Here is a 22,790-nt window from a genome sequence, read left to right as displayed (position 1 = left end):
ACCGGGGATCGGTGCCGCCGGGGGCCGGCAACGGCCGCGGCGAAGCGAGATCCGATGCCTTCAGCGGCGGCGACCGCGCCCGCGTCATTCACGGCATCTTCACACGATTGCCACATCACTCTGGCAAGCGCGCAGCCTCGCCACACCGAGACTTAGGGCTCTACGCCGTCCGATACCGTCCGGTCTTCGGTCGGGTGATGGACATACCTCAATCTAGTGAAATACCCGCGGGGGATCGAGCGCCAGCATCGAAACCCTTGCTTCAGGAACCCTTGCCTCACCTGTGTGGCTCGCTCAAACTACAGTCGTCGAGAGGGGCGGGCCCCGCCGGAACCGCCGGGAAGGAAGACAATCGTGACGAAGGCCCGGGATTCGGCCGAGCTGGTCTCGGCACTGGCGCAGTGCCGTACGGCGTTCATCGGCGTGGCCGCCATGAGCGGGCTCGTGAACGTCCTCTACCTGACCGGCTCGTTCTTCATGCTCGAGGTCTATGACCGGGTCATCCCGAGCCGTTCGGTGCCGACGCTGATCGGCCTCTGCATCCTCGCTCTCGTACTCTACGCCTTCCAGGGCCTGCTCGAGGCGCTGCGCTCGCGCGTCCTCGCCCGCATCGGCGCGGCTTTGGACGAATCCCTGAGCGGACGGGTCTTCGACATCGTGGTGCGCGCGCCGCTCAAGGGAGCCGCCCCCGGCGACGGCCTCCTGCCCCTGCGCGACCTCGACCAGCTGCGCGCCTTCCTCGGCGGGTCCGGCCCCTCCGCCTTCTTCGATCTTCCCTGGATGCCGATCTATCTCCTGATCTGCTTCCTGTTCCATCCCCTGATCGGCGTCGCCGCCCTGATCGGCGCGGCGGTGCTCGCCACCCTCGGCCTCCTCACCGATCGGGCGACGAAGCATCCGGCCCAGACCGCCACTGCCCACGGCCTGCGCCGCAACGGCCTCGCCGAGGCCGGCCGCCGCAATGCCGAGGTGCTGGCCGCGATGGGCATGCAGGGGCGCTTCGGCACCCGCTGGGCCCTAGCCAACCGCGACTACATGCACGCGCAGCAGCGCGCCTCCGATATCGCCGGCGGCTACGGCGCGGGCTCGAAGGTGTTCCGCACCGCCCTGCAATCCGGTGTTCTGGCCCTCGGCGCCTATCTCGTCATCAACGGCCAGGCCTCGGCCGGCATCATCATCGCCTCGTCCATCCTGGTGGCCCGGGCCCTCGCCCCGGCCGAGCTCGCCATCGCCAACTGGAAGGGCTTCGTGCAGGCCCGCCAGTCCTGGACCCGCCTGTCCGACCTCTTCGCCCGCATGCCCGCCGCCGCACAGCCCCATGCGCTGCCGGCGCCCACGCGCTCGCTCCAGGTCGAGGGCGTCAGCGTCGCGCCGCCCGGAACCCCGCGCCTCGTGGTCCAGGACGTCAGCTTCGCCCTCCAGGCCGGCCAGGGCCTCGGCATCATCGGCCCCTCCGCCTCGGGCAAGTCGAGCCTGGTGCGGGCCCTGGTGGGGGTCTGGCCGGCCGTGCGCGGCAAGGTCCGCCTCGACGGCGCCGCCCTCGACCAATGGTCGGCCGACGATCTCGGTCCGCATATCGGCTTCCTGCCCCAGGAGGTCGAGCTGTTCGCCGGCACGGTGGCGGAGAACATCGCCCGGTTCGATCCGCAGGCCCCCTCCGACGCGGTGATCGCGGCCGCCCGCGCGGCGGGCGTGCACGAGTTGATCCTGCGCCTGTCGGAGGGTTACGACACCCGGATCGGCGAAGGCGGCGCCGGCCTCTCCGCCGGCCAGCGCCAGCGCGTCGGCCTCGCCCGGGCACTCTACGACAATCCCTTCCTCGTCATTCTCGACGAGCCCAACGCCAATCTCGACGCCGAGGGCGAGAACGCCCTGACCCAGGCGATCATCGGGGTCCGGCGGCGCGGCGGCATCTGCGTCGTCATCGCCCACCGGCCGTCCGCCCTGGGCGCGGTCGATCTCATCCTGATGATGGCGGAGGGCCGCGCCCAGGCCTTCGGACCGAAGGACGAAGTCCTCAAGCGCGTGCTGCGCCCGGCCTCGGTCCCCGTCGAGACCCGCCCCGTGGACACGCGGGCCGCCCCCGGCGCCCTGCAGGAGAGCGCATGATGGCCCTCGCCCTCAGCCCGACCGACCTTCAACCCGCCCTCACGGCCCCGCGTCCGACCGCCCAGGGCTCGATCCGCCGCCACCTCGCCCTCAGCGTCGCCCTGGGCGCGCTGCTGGTGGTGGGCGTGGGCGGCTGGGCGACCTTCACCCAGATCTCCGGCGCCGTGATCGCGCCGGGCCAGCTCGTGGTCGAGTCCGACGTCAAGAAGGTGCAGCATCCCACCGGCGGCGTCGTCGGCGAGCTGCGGGTGCGCGAGGGCATGCGCGTCAAGGCCGGCGACATCCTGATCCGCCTCGACGAGACCCAGACCCGGGCCAATCTCGACATCATCCTGAAGGCGCTGGACGAACTCGCCGCCCGGCGCGCCCGCGACGAGGCCGAGCGCGACGGCGCCGCCGCGATCACCTTCCCGCCCGAATTGCTGGCCCGGAAGGACGGCGACCCGGCCGTGGCGCACCTGATCGAGGGCGAGACCCGGCTGTTCAACGCCCGCGTGGCCGGGCGCGAGGGCCAGAAGGCGCAGCTGCGCGAGCGCGTCCAGCAATTGCGCGAGGAGATCAAGGGCCTGACCGAGCAGGTCGCGGCCAAGGCCCGCGAGGTCGGCTTCATCACCGGCGAGCTGCAGGGCGTGCGCGAGCTTTACGCCAAGAACCTGGTGCCGCTGGCCCGGGTCAACGCCCTGGAGCGCGACGCCGCCCGCCTCGACGGCGAGCGCGGCCAGCTCCTGGCCTCGACGGCCTCGGCCCGCGGCAAGATCGCCGAGACCGAGCTGCAGATCCTGCAGATCGACGGCGACATGCGCACCGAGACCGGCAAGGACCTGGCCGAGATCCGCGGCAAGTGGTCGGAATACATCGAGAAGCGCGTCGCCGCCGAGGACCAGCTCAAGCGCGTCGACATGCGCGCGCCGCAATCGGGCACGGTGCACCAGATGACGGTGCATACGATCGGCGGCCTGGTGACGCCCTCCGAGCCCGCCATGCTGATCGTGCCGGAGGCGGACCAGCTCGCGGTGGAGGTCAAGATCCAGCCGCAGGACATCGACAACGTCCGCCTCGAACAGGCGGCGGTGCTGCGCTTCTCGGCCTTCAACCAGCGCACCACCCCCGAGATCGACGGGGTGGTGTCGCGGGTCTCGGCCGACGTCACCGCGGACCCGAAGACCGGCATGAGCTACTATACCGCCCGCATCCGGGTGCCGGAGGACCAGAAGGAGCGCCTCGGCTCGGTTCGCCTGGTGCCGGGCATGCCCGTCGAGACCTTCATGCAACTCGGCAACCGCTCGGTGCTCAGCTACCTCACCAAGCCGCTGACCGACCAGATCGCCAAGGCCTGGCGCGAGAAGTAGGCTCCAGGCGGCGGGCTCGGCTCGCGGGGACATCCCGGTCCCGGCCCGCCCGCGGGCCGGAAGGCGCGCCGGAGCGATTCGGAGATCCGGCTCCGCCGCGATCAGCAGGCCGGCTGGGCCACGGGCCCGAGGCAGCGCAGGACGGTCCGGATATGGACGCGGAGCGCCAGGATCCGCTCGGAAAGAGGCGCGTCGTCCGAACCAGCAGACTGCCCTTCGGGCTCGGTCATCGATCAGCCTTTCCAGATATCGCCAGACATTTTGCAGTGCACAAAAAATCAAAAAGTAGTATTGTACTTGGGATGTCAAGCCCTGCTTCTAGCTAAATTGCGCATCGCAATCATCGGCGGCATCGTCTTCGAACGGGACGCCGCTTCTACCTGTCGCAACTTGAGACCGGACGACGACATCCTGCGCTGAGGACGACGCAGCATGGATCCGGACGGCCGAGCGCCACCGAACCGCGACGGAGGCCTCGTCCCGACCGGCGCAGGGCGGACCGGGCGGCAGGCCGGCGGAAGCGGCGGCGTCGAACTCCGGCATCGCCCTGCGTTCCGAGGCCCGTTTCCCCGATGCGCTTCCACTTCGACCTGACCGATGGCCGGACCACGATGCCCGACACGACGGGGGCCGAGGCGGCCGACCTGGCGGAAGCCATCGCCCAGGCCGCCCTGGTGCTCGAGGAACTGCGCAAGGGAGGCGAACTGATCCATGTCGATGACGCCTGGGACCTCGTGATCCGGGATGCGGACGGACGGGACCTGCACCGCATGCCGGTCGCGCCGAGGGCATGAGCGTTCGTCGCCGAGGCTATGCCGCTTCGACCGGGTCGCGCATTAACTTTCCGTGTATCGGACCAGCGTTCCAAAATTCCGAGCCTGACAGGTTCCGGGCCACGTCCGGAAACCCTGCCCGAACCGGTCCCGCCCGGGCGGCGAGGCTCCTGCGCGGTCCGCCCCGCACGATGCCCGCGTCCGGACGTGGGGACCGACGCCTCCGGGGGCCGGCGGCGGGCCGGATCGGGTGCGGACCGGATCAGCTTTGGGCCAAGTCGGCGGCGAGACGGGCGAGGCGCCCGTCCGGACGCGCCAGGGTCTCGAGGATCGAGAAATGGTTGGTCCCGTCGAGACCGATGCAGCGGGTCTCCGCATCCGCGGCCGCGCGCGCGGCCGCGTAGTCCAGGGACTGGCGCCGGAGTTCGGGCAATTCGTCGGTCCCGTAGGCGAGGACCAGCGGGGCCTGGCGGCGGGGTACCCGGCGGATCGGCGACAGCGCCTCGACCTCCCCGGGCGTGAGCCGGAGCGCGTCGTCGAGGGAGGTCCTGCGGATCGGCGCGAGGTCGTAGATCCCGCTGATCGCGAGGCCCGCATCGGCGTCCGGCCCGTCCAGCGCCAGGGCGGCGAGATGGCCGCCCGCGGACCAGCCGGAGACCACGAGGCGGCGTCGGCCGAGGCCGGCGGCCGCGTCCCGGGCCCGCAGGCAGCGCAGGGCCGCCCGGATCTCGTCCGCAATTCGGGTCAGCGAGGCCTCGGGCGCCAGGGTGTAGCCGATCAGGGCCACGTCGAGGCCGAGGGCGAGCGGTCCCTCCGCCAGGCAGGCGAAGCCCTCCTTGGCGTTGCGCTGCCAGTAGCCGCCATGGATGAAGGCCAGCAGCGGCGCGCCGGCGCGTCCGCAGGCGAACAGGTCGATCCGGTTGCGCGGACCGGCGGCGTGGGGCGGACCCGGATCGTAGGGCAGGTCGAGGATGTGGCCCGGCCGCGCCCGGAAGGCGGCGCTGCGGGCCCGCCAGTCGGCGAGGCGGGCGGCGCTGTCGGCCACCGCCCCGGAATTGTCGTAGGCCCGGCTCAACGCCGCGCGGTCGAGGTCGCGCCCGTCCGCCCGGGAGCCCGCTTCGGTCTCAAGCCTCATCGCCGGTGCCCCGGTACCAGTCCACGAGGTCGCCGCCTTGCGCGAACCAGACGTCGTCGCGGGCGAGCAGCGCGTCGAGGAGACGCTCCAGCAGCCCGATCCGGTGCGGCACGCCGGTGATGTAGGGATGGATGGCGAACCCCATCACCTTGGCACCGCCCAGCGGCCCGTCCCCGGCCGCCTCCGCGGCGAGGCGCGCGACCTGGGCCAGGGCCCGGTCCACGAACTCGTCGGCCCGGTGGTGCTGGATCGCCAGCAGGGGGATGTCGTTGAGCTCCACCGAGTAGGGCAGGGCGATGAGGGCGCGCGTCGCGGTGGCGATCCGGCTCGGCCGGTCGTCCACCACCCAGTCGCCGACATAGTCGAGGCCGGCGGCGGCGAGGTGGTCCGGGGTGTCGAGGGTCTCGGTGAGGCCGGGCCCGAGCCAGCCGCGCGGGTCGGCCCCGGTCACGGCCCGGATCGCCGCGAGGGTGCGGGCGATCATCGCCGGCTCGTCCGCGATGCGGTGGGTCGGCACCTGGTGGAAGCCGTGGCCCATGAACTCCCAGCCGGCGGCGTGCGCGGCCTGCGCCACCCGGGGATAGGCTTCGCAGACCGAGCCGTTGATCGAGAGGGTCGGGCGGATCCCGCGGGCCTCGAAGGCCGCGAGGAAGCGCCAGAACCCGACCCGCATGCCGTATTCGTGCCAGCCCCAGTTGGCCAGATCGGGCAGCAGGGGCGCGCCCGTCGGCGCCACCAGGATCTGGCGCGGCATCGGGTTGTCGATAAGCCAGTGCTCGACGTTCACCACCGGCCAGATCGCCACGTGCTTGCCGTTCGGCAGGGCAAGGCGCGGCCGGTCGATGGCGGCCCGGTAGGTGAGCCGCCGCTCGGGTCGGCGGGGGTCCGAAAAATCCGGTTCGGTCATGGGAGCGCGACCCTGGGGCTCGGCGCGGCGCCGAGGGGTGGTCTTCTTCGGGAACGGGCGCCGCCGGACCTCAGGCAGCCACCCGGCCGTGGTGGCTGTGGAGCTGGGCCGAGAGCATCCGGCGAATGTCGTTGAAGGCCGGGCTCGAGACGTCGCGGCGCCGGGGCAGGGTGATGTCGTGCACGGCGTCGATCCGGCCGGGGCTCGGCGACATCACCACGACGCGGTCGGCGAGGAAGATCGCCTCCTCGATGGCGTGGGTGACGAACAGGACGGTGAGGCCGGTGCGACTCCACAGATCGAGGAGCTCGTCCTGCAGGCGCTCGCGGGTCATGGCGTCCAGCGCCCCGAAGGGCTCGTCCATCAGCACCATCTCGGCCTCGTTGGCGAGCACCCGGGCGATGGCGACGCGCTGCTTCATGCCGCCCGAGAGCTGGTGGGGATGCGCGTCCGCGAAGGCGCCCAGGCCCACGAGGTCGATGTAGCGGGCCACCGTGTCGCGAATCTCGGGCGCGGGGCGCCCGCGGGATTTCGGGCCGAAGCCGATGTTGTCGCGGACCGTGAGCCAGGGGAACAGGCCGTAATCCTGGAACACCATGCCGCGCGACGGGTCGGGGCCCGCGATGGGCTTGCCCCACATGCACGCTTCGCCGGAGGAGGGCGCCTCGAAGCCGGCGGTGATGCGCAGCAGGGTGGACTTGCCGCAGCCCGAGGCGCCGAGCAGGCAGACGAACTCGCCCCGCTTCACCGTGAGGTTGGCGCCCTTCAGGGCGGTGACCGTCCTGCCCTGGACCGCGAAGGTCTTGCCGACGTCGCGGATCTCGAGAATCGGGAGCGTCGGATCACCCATGCGACGGACTCCAGGCGAGGAGGCGGCGGCCGATCAGCATGACGATCCGGTCCGACAGGAAGCCGGCGACGCCGATGACGATCATGCCGCAGATGACGATCTCGGTGCGCGAGAGCTGGCGCGCCTCCATGATGATGGCGCCGAGCCCCGTCTGCACGCCGGTCATCTCGCCGACCACGATGACCACCCAGGCGAAGCCGAGACCGAGGCGCAGGCCCGTGAAGATCGACGGCAGGGCGGCGGGCAGGACCACGCGGGCGAACTGGGCCGAGCCCCGGCAGCCGAGCATGCTGGCCGCCTCGAACAGGCGCGGCTCCACGGAGCGCACCCCGAAGATGGTGTTGACGAGGATCGGATAGAACGCCCCGAGGAAGACCAGGAAGTAGGCCGAGCGCGGCCCGAGGCCGAACAGGATCATCGCCAGCGGCAGCCAGGCGGTGACGGGGACGGGCCGCAGGATCTGGAAGGTCGGGTCGAGGAGCTGGCGCATCAGCGGCACCCGGCCGATGAGGAGGCCGAGCGGCAGGGCGAAGAGCACCGCCAGGGCGAACCCCCCGTAGACCCGCGACAGCGAGGCGGCGAGATGCGTGAGCAGCGTGGCGCTGAAGGCATCGTCGTTGATGCCCCCCACGGCGAGGTCGACCAGCGCCGTCCAGACCTCCGCGGGCGGCGGGATCAGGCTGTAGGGCCGCCCGCTCGTCAGGAGGTGCCAGACGAAACCGAGCCCGGCGGGGATCGCCAGGGCCAGGGCCGCCTCGCGCAGGCGCCCCCACGGCACGGCGACGCGCGGGCGGGACGGGGCCGCCGGCACGGGCGCCGCCGCGACGGCGGCCGGCAGCGGGCTCACGCGTCCCTCATGGCATCGACGAAGCGGGTGTCGATGAAGGTTGCGAAGTCGGGCAGGCGCTTGATCTGCTTCAACGCCAGCATGCGGTCGGCATAGACCTTGGCTTGGGCGATCTCGGTCTCGCCCAGCTTCCACTTGAGCTCGACGTTCGGGGCGGAGAGTTCCAGCGCCTCGCGCTTCTGCCCGAGCTTGGCCACCGCCATGGCAATCATCGCCTCGCGATTCCCCTGCGCGTAATCGGTGGCCTTGCGGTGGATCTCCAGCATGGTGCGGACGATCTCGGGCCGCTGCGCGGTGGTGTCGGCATGGGCGCCGAAGACCATGTTGAGGGCGCCCATCTCGGTCCCGTAGGGATACTCGACGAGGCTGCCGACGCCGCTGGCCAGGCTCACGCCCGGAGCGGGCTCGGCGCCCACGTAGGCGTCGATGTCGCCGCGCGCCAGCGCGATGTGCATCTCCGAAAACGAGATCCGCACCGGGGTGATGTCCTTCACGCTCATCCCCTCCTGGCGCAGGCGCTCCAGGGCGAAGACCTCCTGGGTCGAGCCCGGCCAGAGCGCGACGCGCTTGCCCTTGAGGTCCTTGAGGGTGGCGATGCCCGCATCCTTCCTGGCGATGATCGCCATGCCGCGGTTGCAGGTCGAGGCGATGATGACGAGGGGTTCGCCGGCGGCCGCCCCGAGGGTGCCGGCGGCGATGCCGAAGGTGCCGAAGTCCACCGACTTCGTCACCACCGCGTTCTTGCACTCGGTGGGGCTCTCGAAGGGTACGACCTCGACCTTGAAGCCCGCCGGGGTGAACTGCTCGTAGAAGTGCGGCGCGATCGAGTGGATCAGCTTCAGGGAGCCCATCCGGATCACCGTGGGACCTTGGGCGCGGGCCGGGCGGGGCAGGCCGAGGGGCGCGGCCAGGAGGCCGGCGCCGAGGCCGGCCAGGAGGGTGCGACGGCGGATCATGGGCGGGCTCCGGACAGCGATTCTCCCCGCCGACGCTAGGACGCGCCGGTGTTGCACACGAGTGCTGTTTATTGACTGGCCCGTTGCCCTTCAGGCAACAGTGCGGGGCGCTGCGGACCCGGACGATGAAGCACCTACGCATCCTCACCTACGTGGCCGAAGTGGCCCGGCACGGGGCGATCCGCCGGGCGGCGGAGCGGCTCAACATCACGCCCTCCGCCCTGACCCGGCAGATCCAGGACCTCGAATACGAGCTCGGCACGCCGATCTTCGAGCGGGTGGCCCAGGGCATGCGCCTCAACGCGGCCGGCGAATTGCTGGTGCGCCACATCCGCGACCAGCGCGCCGACCTGGAGCGGGTGCGCTCGCAGATCGCCGACCTGTCCGGCGTCCGGCGCGGCCACGTGGCGCTGGCCTGCAGCCAGGCCTTCGTGAACCACGTGGTGCCGGACGAGGTCGAGGCCTACCGGGCGCAGTTCCCGCAGGTGACCTTCACCGTGCAGGTGCGCGACCACGTCCAGGCGGTGGCGGCGCTGGCGCAGTTCGAGGCCGACCTCGCCCTGGTGCTGCAGCCGCCGCCCTCGGCCGACATGCAGGTGCTGTTCTCCTGCCGCCAGACGCTGTGCGCCCTGGTGCGGGCCGAGCATCCGCTGGCCGCGGAGGCCGGACCGGTGCGCCTGCGCGACTGCCTCGCCTACCCGATGGCGCTGCCGGATCGCTCGCTCGCCATCCGCCACCATGTCGACGACGCCCTCGCCCGACGCGGCACCCCGGTGAACCCGGTCATCGAGTCGAGTTCGCTGGAATTCCTGCGCAACCTCGTCCTGCGCGAGGACGCGGTCAGCCTGCAGGTGCCGAGCGGCATCCCCGACGATCCCCGCCTGCGCTCCCGCCCGATCGACGGGCGCGACCTCGCCCCGATGGCGCTGATCCTGGCGCAGCTGCGCGGCCGCACCCTGCCGGTGGCGACGGCGAAGTTCGCCGACCGCTTCGCCAGCAGCCTGCACCGGCGCTACGGCGTCGCGGCCCCCTGAGGGCGGATGCGAGGCGGCGGGCGCCCCGCCGCATCCCCACCTGGGGGCCGGGCCACCGAGACGGAGGGGGTTGATGAAGCGGATACGCGCGGTCGCGGGCTGGATCGGCCTCCTGGCGAGCGGGACGGCCCTGGCGGTCGCGGCGGTGCCCGTGCTCGCACCGGCCTACCTCGCCGGCCGTCTCCTCGCGGCGGCCGAGGATCCCGGCGCCCTGGCGGAGATCCGCCTCGAGCGCACGGCGACGCAAGAGCGCCTGGAGGCCGGCCTCGATGCCGCGGTGGCGGCGGAGGACGAGGATCTGGCCTCGAGCTTCCTGGCCCTGGCCGAGGCGCGCGGCCTGCCCGTCGATCCGGCCCGCCGGGCCCGCGTGGAGGCCCTCGCGCAGGGCCGGGCGGGCCGCGTCGCGCGGGATTTCGCCGCCGGGGCGGTCTCGGGCACCGCGGAAGGGCCGGCGGGCCTCGCCGGGTCCCTCGCCGCCGACGTCACCGGGATCGGCGACCTGCGCGACCTCCTGCGCGAGGGCGGGCGCTACGCCCGCGCCGAGCCCTACGACCCGCTCCTCCTCGGGATGGCCCTGGTCGGCCTGCCGCTCACCCTCGCCACCTGGACGGCCGGGGCGGGGGCGGGCCCGCGCGCGGGCATGACCGTGCTGAAGGCGGCCCGCCGCGGCGGCCGGCTCTCGCCCGCCCTGGCGGCGAACCTCGGGCGCACGGTCCGGGCCGGCCTCGACGGGGAGGCCCTGGCTCGCGCGGTCGCTGCCTCCGCCCGCCTCGACCTCGCCGGCGCCCGGACGGCCGCGGGCCTCGCCATCCGTCCCGGCACGGTGGCGCGCCTGACGACCCTCGCGGGCGATGCCCTCGTCCTCGGCCGCCGCACCGGCCAGCGCGGGGTGATGCAGGTGCTCGGCCTCGCCCGGGACCCCGTCGACGTCGCCCGCGCGGTCCGCCTCAGCGAGCGCCTCGGCCCCCGCACCCGCGCCGCCCTCGCGCTTCTCGGGCGCGGCGCCCTGGCCCTCGGTGCCGGCCTCACGGCCCTCGCGAGCGCCCTGCTGGCCGGCCTCGCCTGGGGCCTCGGCCTCGCCCTGTTCTGCCGCCGCCTCGGAGTGCTGATCGGCCGCCTGGTCTGGCGCCGCCCCGGGCGCCGGCGGCCCGCCCGGGCGAGGACGGGGCGGTCCGGGCCGGATGAAGCCGACGCCGCAGGTCCGTCGGCAGCGCCAAGGGCCGGACCGAGTGCCGGACCGAGTGCCGGACCGAGTGCCTGAACAAGGGCCGGAGCCCGATGAAGGGCCTGGCGACGGGGTCCGGGCCGAACCGTCACGGCTTCGCCAGCAGGCCTGCAGCGCGGATCCTCGCGGGCGAAGCGCGACCCTGCGGGCCACCGCCCCTCGCGGTGCCCGCACGCCGCCGGGGGCCGCGCGGCAGCCGGTTCAGGCCGCGCAAAGGCCGTCGAGGGCCACGTCGTCCGCCGGCGCCGATGCGTCGGCCGGCGTCACGGCCGCGGGCGCCCGGCAGACGCGGTTCCGCCCCTGGGCCTTGGCCTCGTAGAGCGCGGCATCGGCCTGTCGCGTCGCGCCCTCGAATCCCCCGGCGTCCCAGGTCATCACGGCGCCCCCGATGCTCACGGTCACCGCGAGGGGCCCGGCCGGGAGGGGAAACGACGTATCGGCGATGCAGGCCCGCAGCCGTTCGGCCACGCCGAGGAGTTCGTTCGCATCGATGCCCGGAAGCACCACGAGGAACTCCTCGCCGCCCCAGCGGGCGACCATGTCCGTGGACCTCAGCACAGACATCAGCCGGGCCGCGAACGCCGACAGGACGAGGTCCCCGCCCTCGTGCCCGTGGCGGTCGTTGATGGCCTTGAAGTGGTCGATGTCGAGGATCAGCACGCCTCCCGACGGGCCGGGCCCCGGGTGCGGGAAGCGGCGGTTCAGCATCTTCTGCAGGCCGCGGCGGTTGGACAGGCCGGTGAGCGGATCCGTCTCCGCAAGGCGCAGGAGGGAGCGGTTGGCGCGCTCGGCGGCCATCGCGATGAATCCGAAGTAGATGAAGACCCCCATGATCTGATCCAGGATCATGGAAATGCGCGCGGTCTCGGTCGAGGCGACCGGTCGATCGGTTCCGATCATCACCCCGATCGAGAACAGGAAGACGAGGGCGTAGGACCCGAACGCCACGGTTTCGATGGATTGCGCCCAGAGCCGTTCGACCCCGGCCGAGAGGCGGACGGTCTCGAACACGGCGAGGAGGGCTATCACGAGGCAGCAGGCGAAGACCGCCGCGAGCGCCAGCCGGGTGGGGACGCCGAGGCCGAGGAGGACCGGATAGATCAGGCCCGGGAGGGCCGCGAGGCCGAGGCCGAGGCCGATCCGCACCGGTCGCCCGAAGAAGCTGCGCAGGCCGGTCCAGGCGAGGACGAGGCTTCCGCCGTAGAGCCAGTAGACGACCGTCGTAACGGGCAGCGGGGGCAGTTCGTCCGGCCCCACGCTCACCATGACGAACGACCCCGCCATCGACGCGCCCATGGCGCCCATCCACTGCCAGAGATGAGTCTGGTGGCGCTGGCTCAGGGCCAGCACGAGGAAGACGCCCACGTAGGCGCATCGGCTGGCCGCGCTGGCGAAGTGCAGCGTATGCAGATCAAGCGTCATGAAACGACACGCCTCCGATCAGGAGAGTCGTAAGGGCCCGAAAGTCTGGCCGCGCGCGCATCTCTGTCATGGCTGGACTGATGCGAAAACGACGATCGATCCGGAAAGGGCGGTCCGACCAGGGATATCGAGCTCTTAATTTGACTTCCGTTTGAACCTTTAAGGGTCACCCTGGCCTCCCAAAGACTATCGTCCGGAAATATTAAAGATCGCGCAATGATCGCACATAAATGGTCCGTAAAATATTTGGACCGATAGGATTGCGGCTCCCGAAGGGGGAGTTCGCGGGGGGCATGCTCCGGGCGGCCGTCCGCTCGGGGCGGCAAACCTCGACTCCAACGCGCGGCGCATCCCTCCGAAAGCAGATCCCATGTCGACGCTGACTCCACGCCCGATTCCGATCCTGGTCGGGCTCCTCGCCCTCGCACCGGCGATGGGCCCCGCTTCGGCGGCGGAGCCGTCGGCGCCGGGCGGGGCGACGGCGAGCGCGATCGGCGCGGACGACATCGCCGGCCTTCGGGCCGGGGACTGGCTCGTCCGCGGCCGCCTGTCCGGGTCGATCCCCACGGAGCGCCGCTCGCAGATCGATCTCATCGGCGGACGGATCGACATGCCGGCGGCCATCCTCCCGGATGCCGATCTCTCCTACTTCCTCACGGATCACGTCGCCGTCGAGGTCCAGGCCGGCGCGGTCCGGACCCGCCCGAGCATCCGGGGCTCGCTGGTGGGCGACATCGCGATCGGATCGATCTGGAACGCGGCGGCGATGGGGATGGTGCAGGTCCACCTCCTGCCGGGCGCGCGCCTCAATCCCTATCTCGGCGTGGGGCTCGCCGCCACGACGCCCCTCGCGATCGAGCCGGCCAGGGGTATCCCCGACTTCAAGGTCAAGTCGCAGGTCAGTCCCGTGCTCCAGGCCGGATTCGATTACCACCTCACCGGCAACTGGTTCGCGAACGCCATGGTGAAGTACGTCTTCGTGCCGAAGCAGGCCTACCAGCTCGGCGGCGCGAAGGTCGAAGTCGACCTGAACATGCTCGTCGTCGGCGCCGGAATCGGCTACCGCTTCTGAGCGGTGGCCCGGCCCCGCGCGACGCCCCTCACAAGTCGAGCACGTCCACCGCATTCCCCAGCCGCGCCCGGGCCAGATCCGCCACGTGGCGGTGGTGGGTGAACAGGATCGGCTGGATGGTGTCGCCCACCGCCGCCAGGGCCTCGAGGCCGTGGGCGGTGCGGGCATCGTCGAAGGTGAGGAACAGATCGTCGCCGATGAAGGGCGCGGGCTCGGCACGGGCGGCGTAATCCTCCAGGTAGGCCAGCCGCAGGGCGAGGTAGAGCTGGTCGCGGGTCCCCTCGCTCAGGCCCTCCACGGGCACGAGCTCGCCGGTGGCGCGGCGCCCGGCGAGACGGGGGATGTCGGCGGCGTCGTAATCCTGCGCGAGGCCCGCGAAGGCGCCCCCGGTGAGCGCCCCGAACAGGGCGCCGGAGCGCGCGAGCAGCGGGTCCTGCTGGCCGGCCCGGTGCCGGCCGATGGCGGTGCCGAGCATCAGGCTGGCGAGCTTCAGCACGGCCCAGTTCCGGGCATTGGCCTGGAGTTCGGCTTCCGCCGCCTTGCGCTGGGCGAGCGCCAGTTCGGCGCCGATGCCGCCCTCGAGCTCGGCGCGCCGCCGCTCGTGCCGGTCGCGGTCGGCGAAGGCCAGCTTCCCCCGCTGGTCGAGGTCCTCCTCCTCCGCCGCCAGGTTGGCGAGCAGGCCCTCGATGTCGTCGCCGGTGAGCGCGGCGAGATCCGCCCGGAGATCGGCCTCGGAGAGGCCGTCGGCGGCGCGGGCGAGCTCGGCCCGGCGCTCGGCGAGGTCCGCCTGGCAGGCCCGGCGCGCGGTGAGGCGCGCATGCAGCGCCTCCGGGTCGGTGTCGGGCGGCAGCCCCGCCGCCGGCCCCTCCGCCAGGAGGGCGGAGAGGTCGGCGCCCGCCGTCTGCGCCGCCCGGGCCGCCTGCGCCCGGGCCGCCTCGGCCGCGTCGCGCTGGCGTGCCAGCTCGGCCCGGCGGGTCTCGCCCTTGAGGGCGCTCTGCAGGCGGGTGTGCAGGGCCTTCATGGCGGCGGTGGGGGGCAGGGCGGCGAGGTCGGGCGCCACCGCTTGCGTCAGGCGCGCCACCGCCCCGCGATAGACCTCGATGTCGCGCGCGATGCCGTTGACCCGGCCGAGGCGGTTGTCGCGCTCGGACAGGGCCGCCGGGACCGCCCGCCAGGCGGCCAGGGCCGCCTCGGCCTCGTCCGACGCGGCCTCGACGGCGAGGCCGAGATCGGCGACGGCGGGCCCCCAGGCCCTGCGCCAGGCGGCCTCGCGGGCCAGGGCCTCGGCGAGGGCCGCCTCCGTGCGGGCGATCTGCTCGGCGGCGGTCTCGGCACGGGTCTTGGCCTCGCGGAATCCCTCCCAGCGCAGGGCGAGTTCGGCGACCCGGTCCTCGAGGCGGGCCAGCATCCGGCCGAGATCGAGACCGTCGAGGTCGAGCAGGCCCGCCCGCCGGCCGAGAGCGGCGAGCGGCGCCCGGCAGGCCTCGACCCGGGCGTCCATGCGGGCCTGCTCCAGCCGGGTCGTTTCCAGCCCTTGCGCGGAATCCTGCAGGGTCTCGACCTCGGTGAGCCAGGCGGCCATCTCGGCCGGGGCGGCGGGGTCGATCCCGCAGGGGGCCCAGGCCGCACGCCAGGCCGCGGCGCCCTCGGCGAGCCGCGCCTCGCAATCGGCGAGGGCCTCCTGCGCCGCGGCCGCCTCGGCCTGCTCGGCCTCCAGGCTGCGGGTGTCGGCGCCCTGCTCGGCGACCCGGGCGGCGTCGCTCACGAGGTCGTCGGCCGCCCGGTCGGCGGCGGCCAGGGCCGCGCCGAAGCGGGCGAGCACGTCGGGGGCACCGCCGGGCAGGTCGGCCAGGAGCGCGTCGCGGCGGGCGCGCAGGTCGAGGAGGTCCGCCACGCTGGGAATCGGCCGCCCGGCCGCGCGGGCCTGCAGGCGGGCGCGGCGCTGGGCGACGGCCGCCTGCGCCGCAGCCAGGCGGTCGGCGGCCCGGTCGCGCTCGCGCAGCGCGCCGTCGAGGGTGCGGCGGAAGCGGGCCACCGCCTCGGCCGAGGGCGGACGCCCCGCGGTGTAGGCGGCGAGGTCCGGGATCGGCGGGCTGAGGCGGCCGGCCTGGGCGCGGATCGAGGCCGCCTCGCGGGTGAGCGCGGCCTCGAGGTCGTCGCGCCGGTCGAGGTCGCGGCGCAGGCCCGCGAAGGCCTTGAGGTCGGCCCGCAGGGGCGCCGGATCGGCGACGACGCCGGCCCCCTCCATCGCGCCGGCGAGGCGGTCCCGCTCGGCCGCCCGGGCGGCGAGGTCCTGACGCAGGCGGGCGAGCGTGGCGGCGTCCTCGCGACCGGCGCGGATCAGGCCCTCGATGCGGGTGCGGGCCGCATCTGAGGGCTGGCGGGCCCGCAGGGCCTCGGCATCGGGCAGGCCGATCCGGGCGGCGAGCTGGGCGAGCTCGCGCGCGAAGGCGTCGGCCTCGCCCTGGATGCGGGGCAGGTCGATGCCGCCCTTGTCGAAGCGGTCGGTGCCGCGGAACGCCTCCAGGATCTCGTCGGCCCGGGCGAGCACGCCCTCGTCCACCGGCACCTGCTCCAGGGCGAGGGCCGCCTCCGCGGCGGCGGCCTGGGTCCGGGTCGCGGCCTCCCCCGTCGCCGTCAGGGCCGCCAGGGCCTGGCCGAGGCGGTCGATCCAGGCCTCCGGCACCGCGATCAGGCCGGGCTCGGCCTCGGCCCGGGCGGCGGCCGCATCGATGGCCTGGAGGAGCGGGCCGACCCGGCGCAGGCGGGTGAGCCGGGCCTGCTCGGCGGCGATGCGCCCCCGCTCGGCCTTCAGGGCGGCGAGCGCCGCCCCGGCCGCCTCGATCTCGCCGTTGAGGTCGCGCCAGTCGCCGGCCCGGAGCTCTCCGGTGCGGATCGCCTTGCGGGCCTCGTCGTAGCGGGCGAGCGCCTGATAGAAGGTCCGGCTCTGGGCGGCGCGCGGCATGAAGATGCCGGCGGCCTCGGTCTCCAGCTCGGCCTGGAGGCCGCTATAGCCGCGCAGGCCCGAGGCGGCCGCGAACAGGCTGGCGCCGACCTCGCCTTCCGCATCCATCATCTCGGCCGCCCCCGCCCGCAGCGAACGGGCGTCGAGGCCGAAGGCGCGGCAGAACACCTCGCGGGAGAGCCCGCCGAGGAAGGGCGCCAGGGCATCCTCGGGCAGGGGCCCGTCGGCGGCGTCCACGAGGGTGTTCCGGTTGCCCTTGCGCCGCCGGAAGGCCAGGCGGCGTCCGTCGGCGGCGCGGATCTCGGCGCCGATCCGCATCTGCGGCATGTCGTGCAGGAAGTCGTAGCGGGTGCGGGTCTCGATGCCGAACAGGAGGTCGGTGACGGCGCTGAGCGCCGAGCTCTTGCCGGCCTCGTTGGCCCCCAGCACCACGTGCAGGCGCGCATCCTCGCGGAAGGTGACGGTGCGGCCCGTGAAGGGGCCGTAGCGTTCGAGGGCGAGGGAGAGGAGACGCATCGGAACCTTGTGGGAGCGTGATCAGCAGGCGCGCCCGGAGAGGCGCCCGAGGATCACCGCCTCGGCCTCCGCGCAGAGGGCCTCGAGGTCGGCGGCGAGATCGTCCTCGGCGGCGAGGCCGGCCGGCATCTTGGCGGCGATCTCGGCCAGGGCCGCCCGGGCACGGGCGCGGAACTCCGGCTCGTGGTCCACCGCCGCCAGCAGGGTGGCGGGGTCGATGGCCGCGAAGGCCTCGGGACGGGCCTCGGCGTCGGGCCGGCGGGGGCGGGCGGTCTCGATCTTCAGGCGCTCCAGCCAGATGTCCTCGTGGAGGCGGTGGGCGGCGGCCTGGATCTCGGCGGTGAGCCCGTCGCGGTCGGCCGCCAGGCGGTCATGCGCCGGGGTCTCCCCGCGCAGGCGCACCCGCACAGCGATGAGACGCGCCGCGGCGGCCTCCGCGAGGGGGCGCAGGGCCGCCTCCACGGCGGCGACCGCCGCGCGCTCGTCGGCCACGCCGGAGAGATCGACGTCGAGGGGATGGAAGCGGGCCTGGTCGACGATGAGGCGCTCGACGCCCTGCACACGCCCGTCGGCGACGGACACGGCGACGGCGCCCTTCTGGCCGGGCTCGCGGATGCTGCGGCCCTGGAGGTTGCCCGGAAACACGATCCAGGGATCGCGGGAGAGCTCGGCATAGTCGTGCACGTGGCCCAGCGCCCAGTAGGCGTAGCCCCGCCCCGCCAGGTCCGCCACCGAGCAGGGGGCGTAGGTGGCGTGCGCCGCGTGGCCGGTGCAGGAGGTGTGCAGGATGCCGATGTTGAACCAGCCCGGCAGGGCGGGCGGATAGGTGAGGGCGTAGTTCTCCTCCACCGCCCGGTTGGGGAAGCTGCGTCCGTGCAGCGCCACCCTGAGCGCGTCGAGGCGGTGGGTCTCGGCCCGGGTCGTCGGGAAGGTGCGCACGGAGTCCGGCAGGGTGATCGAGCGGGTGATGACGCTCTCGGCATCGTGGTTGCCGCGCACCAGGATGACGGGGATGCCGGCCCGGTCGAGGCGGGCGACCTGCCGGGCGAAGAACAGCCCGATCGTGTTGTCGGACCAGTCGCCGTCATAGACGTCGCCGGCCACGATCAGGAAGGCCACGCCCCGCTCGATCGCCAGGGTGACGAGATCCTCGAAGGCCCGGCGCCCGGCCGAGGCGAAGCGCCGGGCGATGTCGGGGTCCTTGAGGGCGAGGCCGCTGAGCGGGCTGCCGAGATGCAGGTCGGCGGCGTGGATGAAGGTGAACGCGGACATACTCGGGGGGCGGGCTCGGGGGGCGGGGGCCTGGGAAACTTCCGGAGCGGGGAGGAGGCGGGCGGCCAGGGTCGCGGGTTTGGCGCCCGATTGCAACCTGGGCGCACGTCCCCGGCCCCGGCCCCTTGTGGCGCGAGGGGTTTCGGCGCCCCCCGCGGGCCGGACCTCACGGGTCCAGGGTCATCAGGCCGGCATTGCCGCCGGCGGCCGCCGTGTTGAGGCTGACCACGCGCTCGCGGACCAGGCCCTCGACCGGGTAGGCCACGGTGCCGGCGGCCGGATCGGGCCGGGGCCGGTGGATCGCCACGAGCGGCCCGGGCCGGGCGGCCAGGGCCGCGGCGAAGGCCGTCAGGGCCTCGGCCCCGCCCTCCCACAGGATTGCGGCGGCCTCGGTCTCCGGATCGGCGGCCCGAATGAATCCGCCGAGGTCGCGGGGCAGGGCGGCGAGGAGCGTTTCGGCCGGCGCGGAGGGGGCGAGGGCGACGCGGTTGCCGGCGGCCAGCGCCGCGCCGATCTGGGCCGCGAGGCCCGGCCCGGTCTCCGCCCGGCACAGGATCGTGCCGCGGGGATGCAGGCCGTAGCGGTTCTCCTCGCCCACCGGTCCCGGCAGCAGGTGCGTGCCGCCCACGGGGCTGCCGGCGATCAGCGCCGCGGCGGCCGCGGCCTCCCCGTGCCGGCCCTGGTCGCGCAGCCACGCGGCCCAGGCCAGGGCCGCCGGGGCGGGGGGTCCGGGAGCCAGGCCGGTCCCGGCCGGGGCGGCTGAGAGGAGGCGGCGCAGGATCAGCGGACCGCCGGCCTTGGGGCCGGTGCCGGAGAGGCCGTGCCCGCCGAAGGGCTGCACCCCGACCACGGCCCCGACGAGGTTGCGGTTGACGTAGACATTGCCCGCCGCGCTCGCGGCGCAGGCGCGGGCGACCGCCGCGTCGAGGCGGCTCTGGACGCCGAAGGTGAGGCCGTAGCCGGTGGCGTCGACGGCGGCGATCGTCGCCGCGAAGGCGGCGCGCTCGAAGCGCACCACGTGCAGCACCGGGCCGAAGACCTCGCGGGTGAGGGCGGCGACGGACGGGATCTCGATCAGGGTCGGGGCGACGAAGGTGCCCCGGTCGCAGCCCTCCGGCAGGGGCGCCCGGTGCACGGGATGTCCGGCGGCGCGCATGACGGCGACATGGGCCTCGATGGCGTCGCGCGCCTCGGCGCCGATCACCGGGCCGATATCGGTGGCGAGCCGGTCCGGGTTGCCCACCCGCCACTCGGCGAGCGCCCCCTTCAGCATCGCCAGGGTCCGGTCGGCGATGTCCTCCTGCAGCGCCAGCAGGCGCAGGGCCGAGCAGCGCTGGCCCGCGGAATCGAAGGCCGAGACCAGGGTGTCGGCCACGACCTGCTCGGTCAGCGCCGAGGAATCGACCACCAGGGCGTTGAGCCCCCCGGTCTCGGCCACCAGGGGCACGGGGTGGCCGTCCGGGTTGAGGCGCCGCGCGAGGGTCGCCTGGATGCCCGCCGCCACCGCGGTGGAGCCGGTGAAGAGGACGCCGTTCACGCGCGGGTCGGCGACGAGGGCCGCTCCGGTCTCGCCGCCGCCGGGCAGGAGCTGGAGGGCGCCTGCCGGCACGCCGGCCGCGCGCAGGATCCGCACCGCCTCGGCGGCGACCAGCGGGGTCTCCTCGGCGGGCTTGGCCAGGACGCCGTTGCCGGCGGCGAGCGCCGCCGCCACCTGGCCGGTGAAGATCGCCAGCGGGAAGTTCCAGGGGCTGATGCAGGCGACGGTCCCCAGGGGCCGGTGGGTGGCGGGGGCGAAGTCCCGGGCCTGCCCGGCATAGTAGCGCAGGAAGTCCTCCGCCTCCCGCACCTCCGCCAGCGCGTTGGCGGCCGACTTGCCGGCCTCGCGGATCAGGAGGGCGATGAGCGCGGGCCGGTGCGCGCCGATCGCCGCGGCTGCCCGCACCAGGATCGCCGCCCGCGCCGCCCCCGGCCGCGCGGCCCAGGCCTCCGCCCCGGCTCCGGCCTGGGCCAGGGCTTCCCCCACGCAGTCCGGCCCGGCCTCGACCACGGTGCCGACGCGGTCCGCCCGGTCGGCCGGGTTGCGGACGTCGCGGGCCGGCCCGGTATGCTCGGCCTCGGCCAGCATCGGCGCCGCCCGCCAGGCTCGCGCGCCCTCCACCGCCAGGCTGGCGGCGAGATCGGCCAGTTCCCGCTCGTCGGACAGGTCGAGGCCGGGCGCCGCCGGCCGGTCGGGGAGGAGGTCGCGGGGCTTGCGGATCGCCGGGTGGGGGGTCCCGAGGGGCTGCGCGGCGCGCACCGCCGCGACCGGGTCGGCGGCGAGGTCGGCCACGGCCACGCGCGCGTCGGCGACTCGGTTGACGAAGGAGGAGTTGGCGCCGTTCTCGAGGAGGCGGCGCACCAGATAGGCGAGCAGCGTCTCGTGGGTGCCCACCGGCGCGTAGATCCGGCATGGGCGGTCGAGCCCGCCCGGCCCCACCACCGCCCCGTAGAGGGCCTCGCCCATGCCGTGCAGGCACTGGAACTCGTAGCGCCCGACGTGGAAGTCCGGCCCCGCCAGGATGTGGAGGGCGGCGAGGGTCTGGGCGTTATGGGTGGCGAATTGCGGGAAGAGCGCGTCGGGGGCGGCGAGCATCCGCTCCGCACAGGCGCGGTACGACAGGTCGGTGTGGACCTTGCGGGTGAAGACGGGGAAATCCTCCAGGCCCGCCACCTGCGCGCGCTTGATCTCGCTGTCCCAGTAGGCGCCCTTGACGAGGCGGACCATGAGGCGTCGCCCCGAGCGGCGGGCGAGGTCGACGAGGACCGCGACCAGCGTCAGCGCTCGCTTCTGGTAGGCCTGCACCACGAAGCCGAGGCCGTTCCAGCCGTCGAGGTCCGGATCGGCGCAGAGGGCCTCCAGGATGTCGAGGGAGAGGTCGAGGCGGTCGGCCTCCTCGGCGTCGATGTTGAGGCCGATGTCGTAGTGACGGGCGAGGCGCGCCAGGGCGGCGACGCGGGGGAGGAGCTCGGCCATCACCCGGTCCCGCTGCGCGCGGACGTAGCGCGGATGCAGGGCCGAGAGCTTGATCGAGATGCCGGGACCGGCGAAGAGCCCGCGCCCCGCCGAGGCCGCCCCGATGGCGTGGATGGCCTGCGTGTAGTCGGCCGCGTAGCGCGCGGCATCGGCCGCGTTCATCGCCGCCTCGCCGAGCATGTCGAAGGAATGGGTGAAGCCGCGCGCCTCCTGGCGGCGGGCCCGGCGCAGGGCCTGCGCGATGGTCTCGCCGCTGACGTACTGGCCGCCCATGAGCCGCATGGCCCGGTTCACGCCCGCGCGGACCAGCGGCTCGCCGCCCCGGGCAAGGAGGCGGGACAGGGCGCCCGCCAGTCCGGCTTCGTCCGCCGCGGCCGCCAGGCGCCCGGTGATCACGAGGCCCCAGGTGGCCGCGTTGACGAAGAGCGAGGGGCTGTGACCGAGATGGGCGGCCCAGTCCCCATGCCCGATCTTGTCGCGGATCAGGGCGTCGCGGGTCTCCGCGTCGGGGATGCGCAGCAGCGCCTCGGCGAGGCACATCAGCGCCACGCCCTCCTGGGTCGTCAGGGCGTATTCCCGCAGGAGGTCCTGGACCCCGCCGCCGGCTCCCTCGGCGCGCAGGCGCCCGACGAGGCGGTGCACGAGATGCGCGGTGGCCGCGTCCGCCTCGGGGCTCGTCGTCACCGCCCCCAGGCAGGCGGCGACGCGCTCCGGCTCGGGCGCACGCGCCTCCGCCGTCAGCCGCCGGCGCAGCGGCGTCGGCGGAGGCGCCGGCCCCAGGAACGCGGCGAAGGGCGGGACGGACGGCGCCGCCGGGCCGACAGGGCTCATCGCGACCTCATCATGGCGACCCCATCATGGCGACCTCATCGTGCCGGGCGGATCCGCCGCCGCCTCGCCGCCGAGGATGGGACGCGGCGCGGCGCGAGTCGAGGCTTGCCCGGGCCGCCGGACGACCCTGACGGCTCGACCGGACGGAGCGGAAATCAGACCGCGGGGAGAGGTGGGCGTGCCGCCCGCGGCGGCCGGGGATCTGCGGTTCCGGGACCGCGCGGCGCCCCGCCCGTCTTCCGGCCGATCGACCACCGCCGAGGGCCGGCCCCGGACCGCGCCCTACAGGTAGTGGCGATAGACGACGTGGGTGTCGGCGTCCGGCGGGAGGGCGCCCTTGTCGGAGGCGCCGCAGGTGGTCGCGGCGAAGGTGGTCGCGGCGAAGGGCGAGACCATGGCGAGGACGGTCAGGAGCCAGCGGAACGGACCTGCGGCAATCATCGGAATCTCCTCGGCCGGGACGGGGTCGGTGGTTCGGATCGAAGCGTCACCTGCGATGGCTGCGGGCCTCGGG

At 74.1% G+C, this 22,790-nt stretch carries 17 protein-coding genes; 6 read left to right on the top strand and 11 right to left on the bottom strand.

Annotated elements, in window-relative coordinates; translation table 11 throughout:
• The first annotated feature begins 354 nt into the window (after positions 1-354).
• Positions 355-2,109: a type I secretion system permease/ATPase gene (locus tag ACXJY8_RS07890; RefSeq protein WP_463778412.1), complete on the top strand. Its 1,755-nt coding sequence runs from the start codon at positions 355-357 to the stop codon at positions 2,107-2,109.
• Positions 2,109-3,458: an HlyD family type I secretion periplasmic adaptor subunit gene (locus ACXJY8_RS07885; protein WP_463780472.1), complete on the top strand. Its 1,350-nt coding sequence runs from the start codon at positions 2,109-2,111 to the stop codon at positions 3,456-3,458. The genes ACXJY8_RS07890 and ACXJY8_RS07885 overlap by 1 nt, the downstream gene beginning before the upstream one ends.
• Positions 3,459-3,559: 101 nt before the next feature.
• Here ACXJY8_RS07885 and ACXJY8_RS07880 read toward each other — a convergent pair whose 3' ends face one another.
• Positions 3,560-3,688, bottom strand: a complete 129-nt coding sequence (locus ACXJY8_RS07880; RefSeq protein WP_463778410.1) for a hypothetical protein — start codon at positions 3,686-3,688, stop codon at positions 3,560-3,562.
• A gap of 342 nt (positions 3,689-4,030) precedes the next feature.
• Between ACXJY8_RS07880 and ACXJY8_RS07875 the strand changes: the two genes are divergently transcribed.
• Positions 4,031-4,252 carry a DUF6894 family protein gene (locus ACXJY8_RS07875; protein WP_463778408.1) on the top strand — a complete coding sequence of 74 codons (222 nt, stop codon included), beginning with the start codon at positions 4,031-4,033 and terminating at the stop codon, positions 4,250-4,252.
• A gap of 241 nt (positions 4,253-4,493) precedes the next feature.
• On the opposite strand, the gene ACXJY8_RS07870 is transcribed toward ACXJY8_RS07875, so the two are convergent.
• The 5 genes from ACXJY8_RS07870 to ACXJY8_RS07850 form a co-directional block, all read right to left on the bottom strand.
• Positions 4,494-5,366 (bottom strand): alpha/beta hydrolase, encoded by an 873-nt coding sequence (locus ACXJY8_RS07870; protein ID WP_463778406.1) that lies wholly within the window; start codon positions 5,364-5,366, stop codon positions 4,494-4,496.
• Positions 5,356-6,273: a polysaccharide deacetylase family protein gene (locus ACXJY8_RS07865; protein WP_463778404.1), complete on the bottom strand. Its 918-nt coding sequence runs from the start codon at positions 6,271-6,273 to the stop codon at positions 5,356-5,358. The genes ACXJY8_RS07870 and ACXJY8_RS07865 overlap by 11 nt, the downstream gene beginning before the upstream one ends.
• Positions 6,274-6,343: 70 nt before the next feature.
• Positions 6,344-7,123 carry an ABC transporter ATP-binding protein gene (locus tag ACXJY8_RS07860; protein ID WP_463778401.1) on the bottom strand — a complete coding sequence of 260 codons (780 nt, stop codon included), beginning with the start codon at positions 7,121-7,123 and terminating at the stop codon, positions 6,344-6,346.
• Complete coding sequence (locus tag ACXJY8_RS07855) at positions 7,116-7,934, bottom strand: ABC transporter permease (RefSeq protein WP_463780470.1); 819 nt, start codon at positions 7,932-7,934, stop codon at positions 7,116-7,118. The genes ACXJY8_RS07860 and ACXJY8_RS07855 overlap by 8 nt, the downstream gene beginning before the upstream one ends.
• A gap of 32 nt (positions 7,935-7,966) precedes the next feature.
• The gene (locus ACXJY8_RS07850) at positions 7,967-8,926 is read right to left on the bottom strand and encodes an ABC transporter substrate-binding protein (protein ID WP_463778396.1); all 960 of its coding nucleotides are present in this window, start codon (positions 8,924-8,926) and stop codon (positions 7,967-7,969) included.
• Between the two features lie 125 nt (positions 8,927-9,051).
• Here ACXJY8_RS07850 and ACXJY8_RS07845 point away from each other — a divergent pair, with 125 nt between their 5' ends.
• The gene (locus tag ACXJY8_RS07845; RefSeq protein WP_463778394.1) at positions 9,052-9,960 is read left to right on the top strand and encodes a LysR family transcriptional regulator; all 909 of its coding nucleotides are present in this window, start codon (positions 9,052-9,054) and stop codon (positions 9,958-9,960) included.
• 73 nt (positions 9,961-10,033) lie between these two features.
• A complete protein-coding gene (locus tag ACXJY8_RS07840; protein ID WP_463778390.1) occupies positions 10,034-11,221 on the top strand; it encodes a hypothetical protein in 1,188 nt (395 codons plus the stop codon).
• Between the two features lie 165 nt (positions 11,222-11,386).
• Here ACXJY8_RS07840 and ACXJY8_RS07835 read toward each other — a convergent pair whose 3' ends face one another.
• A complete protein-coding gene (locus ACXJY8_RS07835; RefSeq protein ID WP_463778387.1) occupies positions 11,387-12,607 on the bottom strand; it encodes a GGDEF domain-containing protein in 1,221 nt (406 codons plus the stop codon).
• 370 nt (positions 12,608-12,977) lie between these two features.
• Here ACXJY8_RS07835 and ACXJY8_RS07830 point away from each other — a divergent pair, with 370 nt between their 5' ends.
• Entirely contained in the window at positions 12,978-13,679 is a 702-nt protein-coding gene (locus ACXJY8_RS07830; RefSeq protein WP_463778384.1) for an OmpW/AlkL family protein, read from the top strand.
• A gap of 28 nt (positions 13,680-13,707) precedes the next feature.
• On the opposite strand, the gene ACXJY8_RS07825 is transcribed toward ACXJY8_RS07830, so the two are convergent.
• The 4 genes from ACXJY8_RS07825 to ACXJY8_RS07810 form a co-directional block, all read right to left on the bottom strand.
• Entirely contained in the window at positions 13,708-17,160 is a 3,453-nt protein-coding gene (locus ACXJY8_RS07825) for an AAA family ATPase (RefSeq protein WP_463778381.1), read from the bottom strand.
• A gap of 21 nt (positions 17,161-17,181) precedes the next feature.
• Entirely contained in the window at positions 17,182-18,432 is a 1,251-nt protein-coding gene (locus tag ACXJY8_RS07820) for a metallophosphoesterase family protein (protein ID WP_463778377.1), read from the bottom strand.
• 166 nt (positions 18,433-18,598) lie between these two features.
• Positions 18,599-22,276: a bifunctional proline dehydrogenase/L-glutamate gamma-semialdehyde dehydrogenase PutA gene (gene putA, locus ACXJY8_RS07815; protein WP_463778375.1), complete on the bottom strand. Its 3,678-nt coding sequence runs from the start codon at positions 22,274-22,276 to the stop codon at positions 18,599-18,601.
• Between the two features lie 282 nt (positions 22,277-22,558).
• Positions 22,559-22,717: a hypothetical protein gene (locus ACXJY8_RS07810; RefSeq protein WP_463778373.1), complete on the bottom strand. Its 159-nt coding sequence runs from the start codon at positions 22,715-22,717 to the stop codon at positions 22,559-22,561.
• Positions 22,718-22,790: the final 73 nt, after the last annotated feature.

It is taken from the genome of Methylobacterium sp. TK31, from assembly GCF_055361545.1.
The sequence above is the reverse complement of the archived record's forward strand: the minus strand, read 5'-3'. Positions and strand labels throughout refer to the sequence as shown.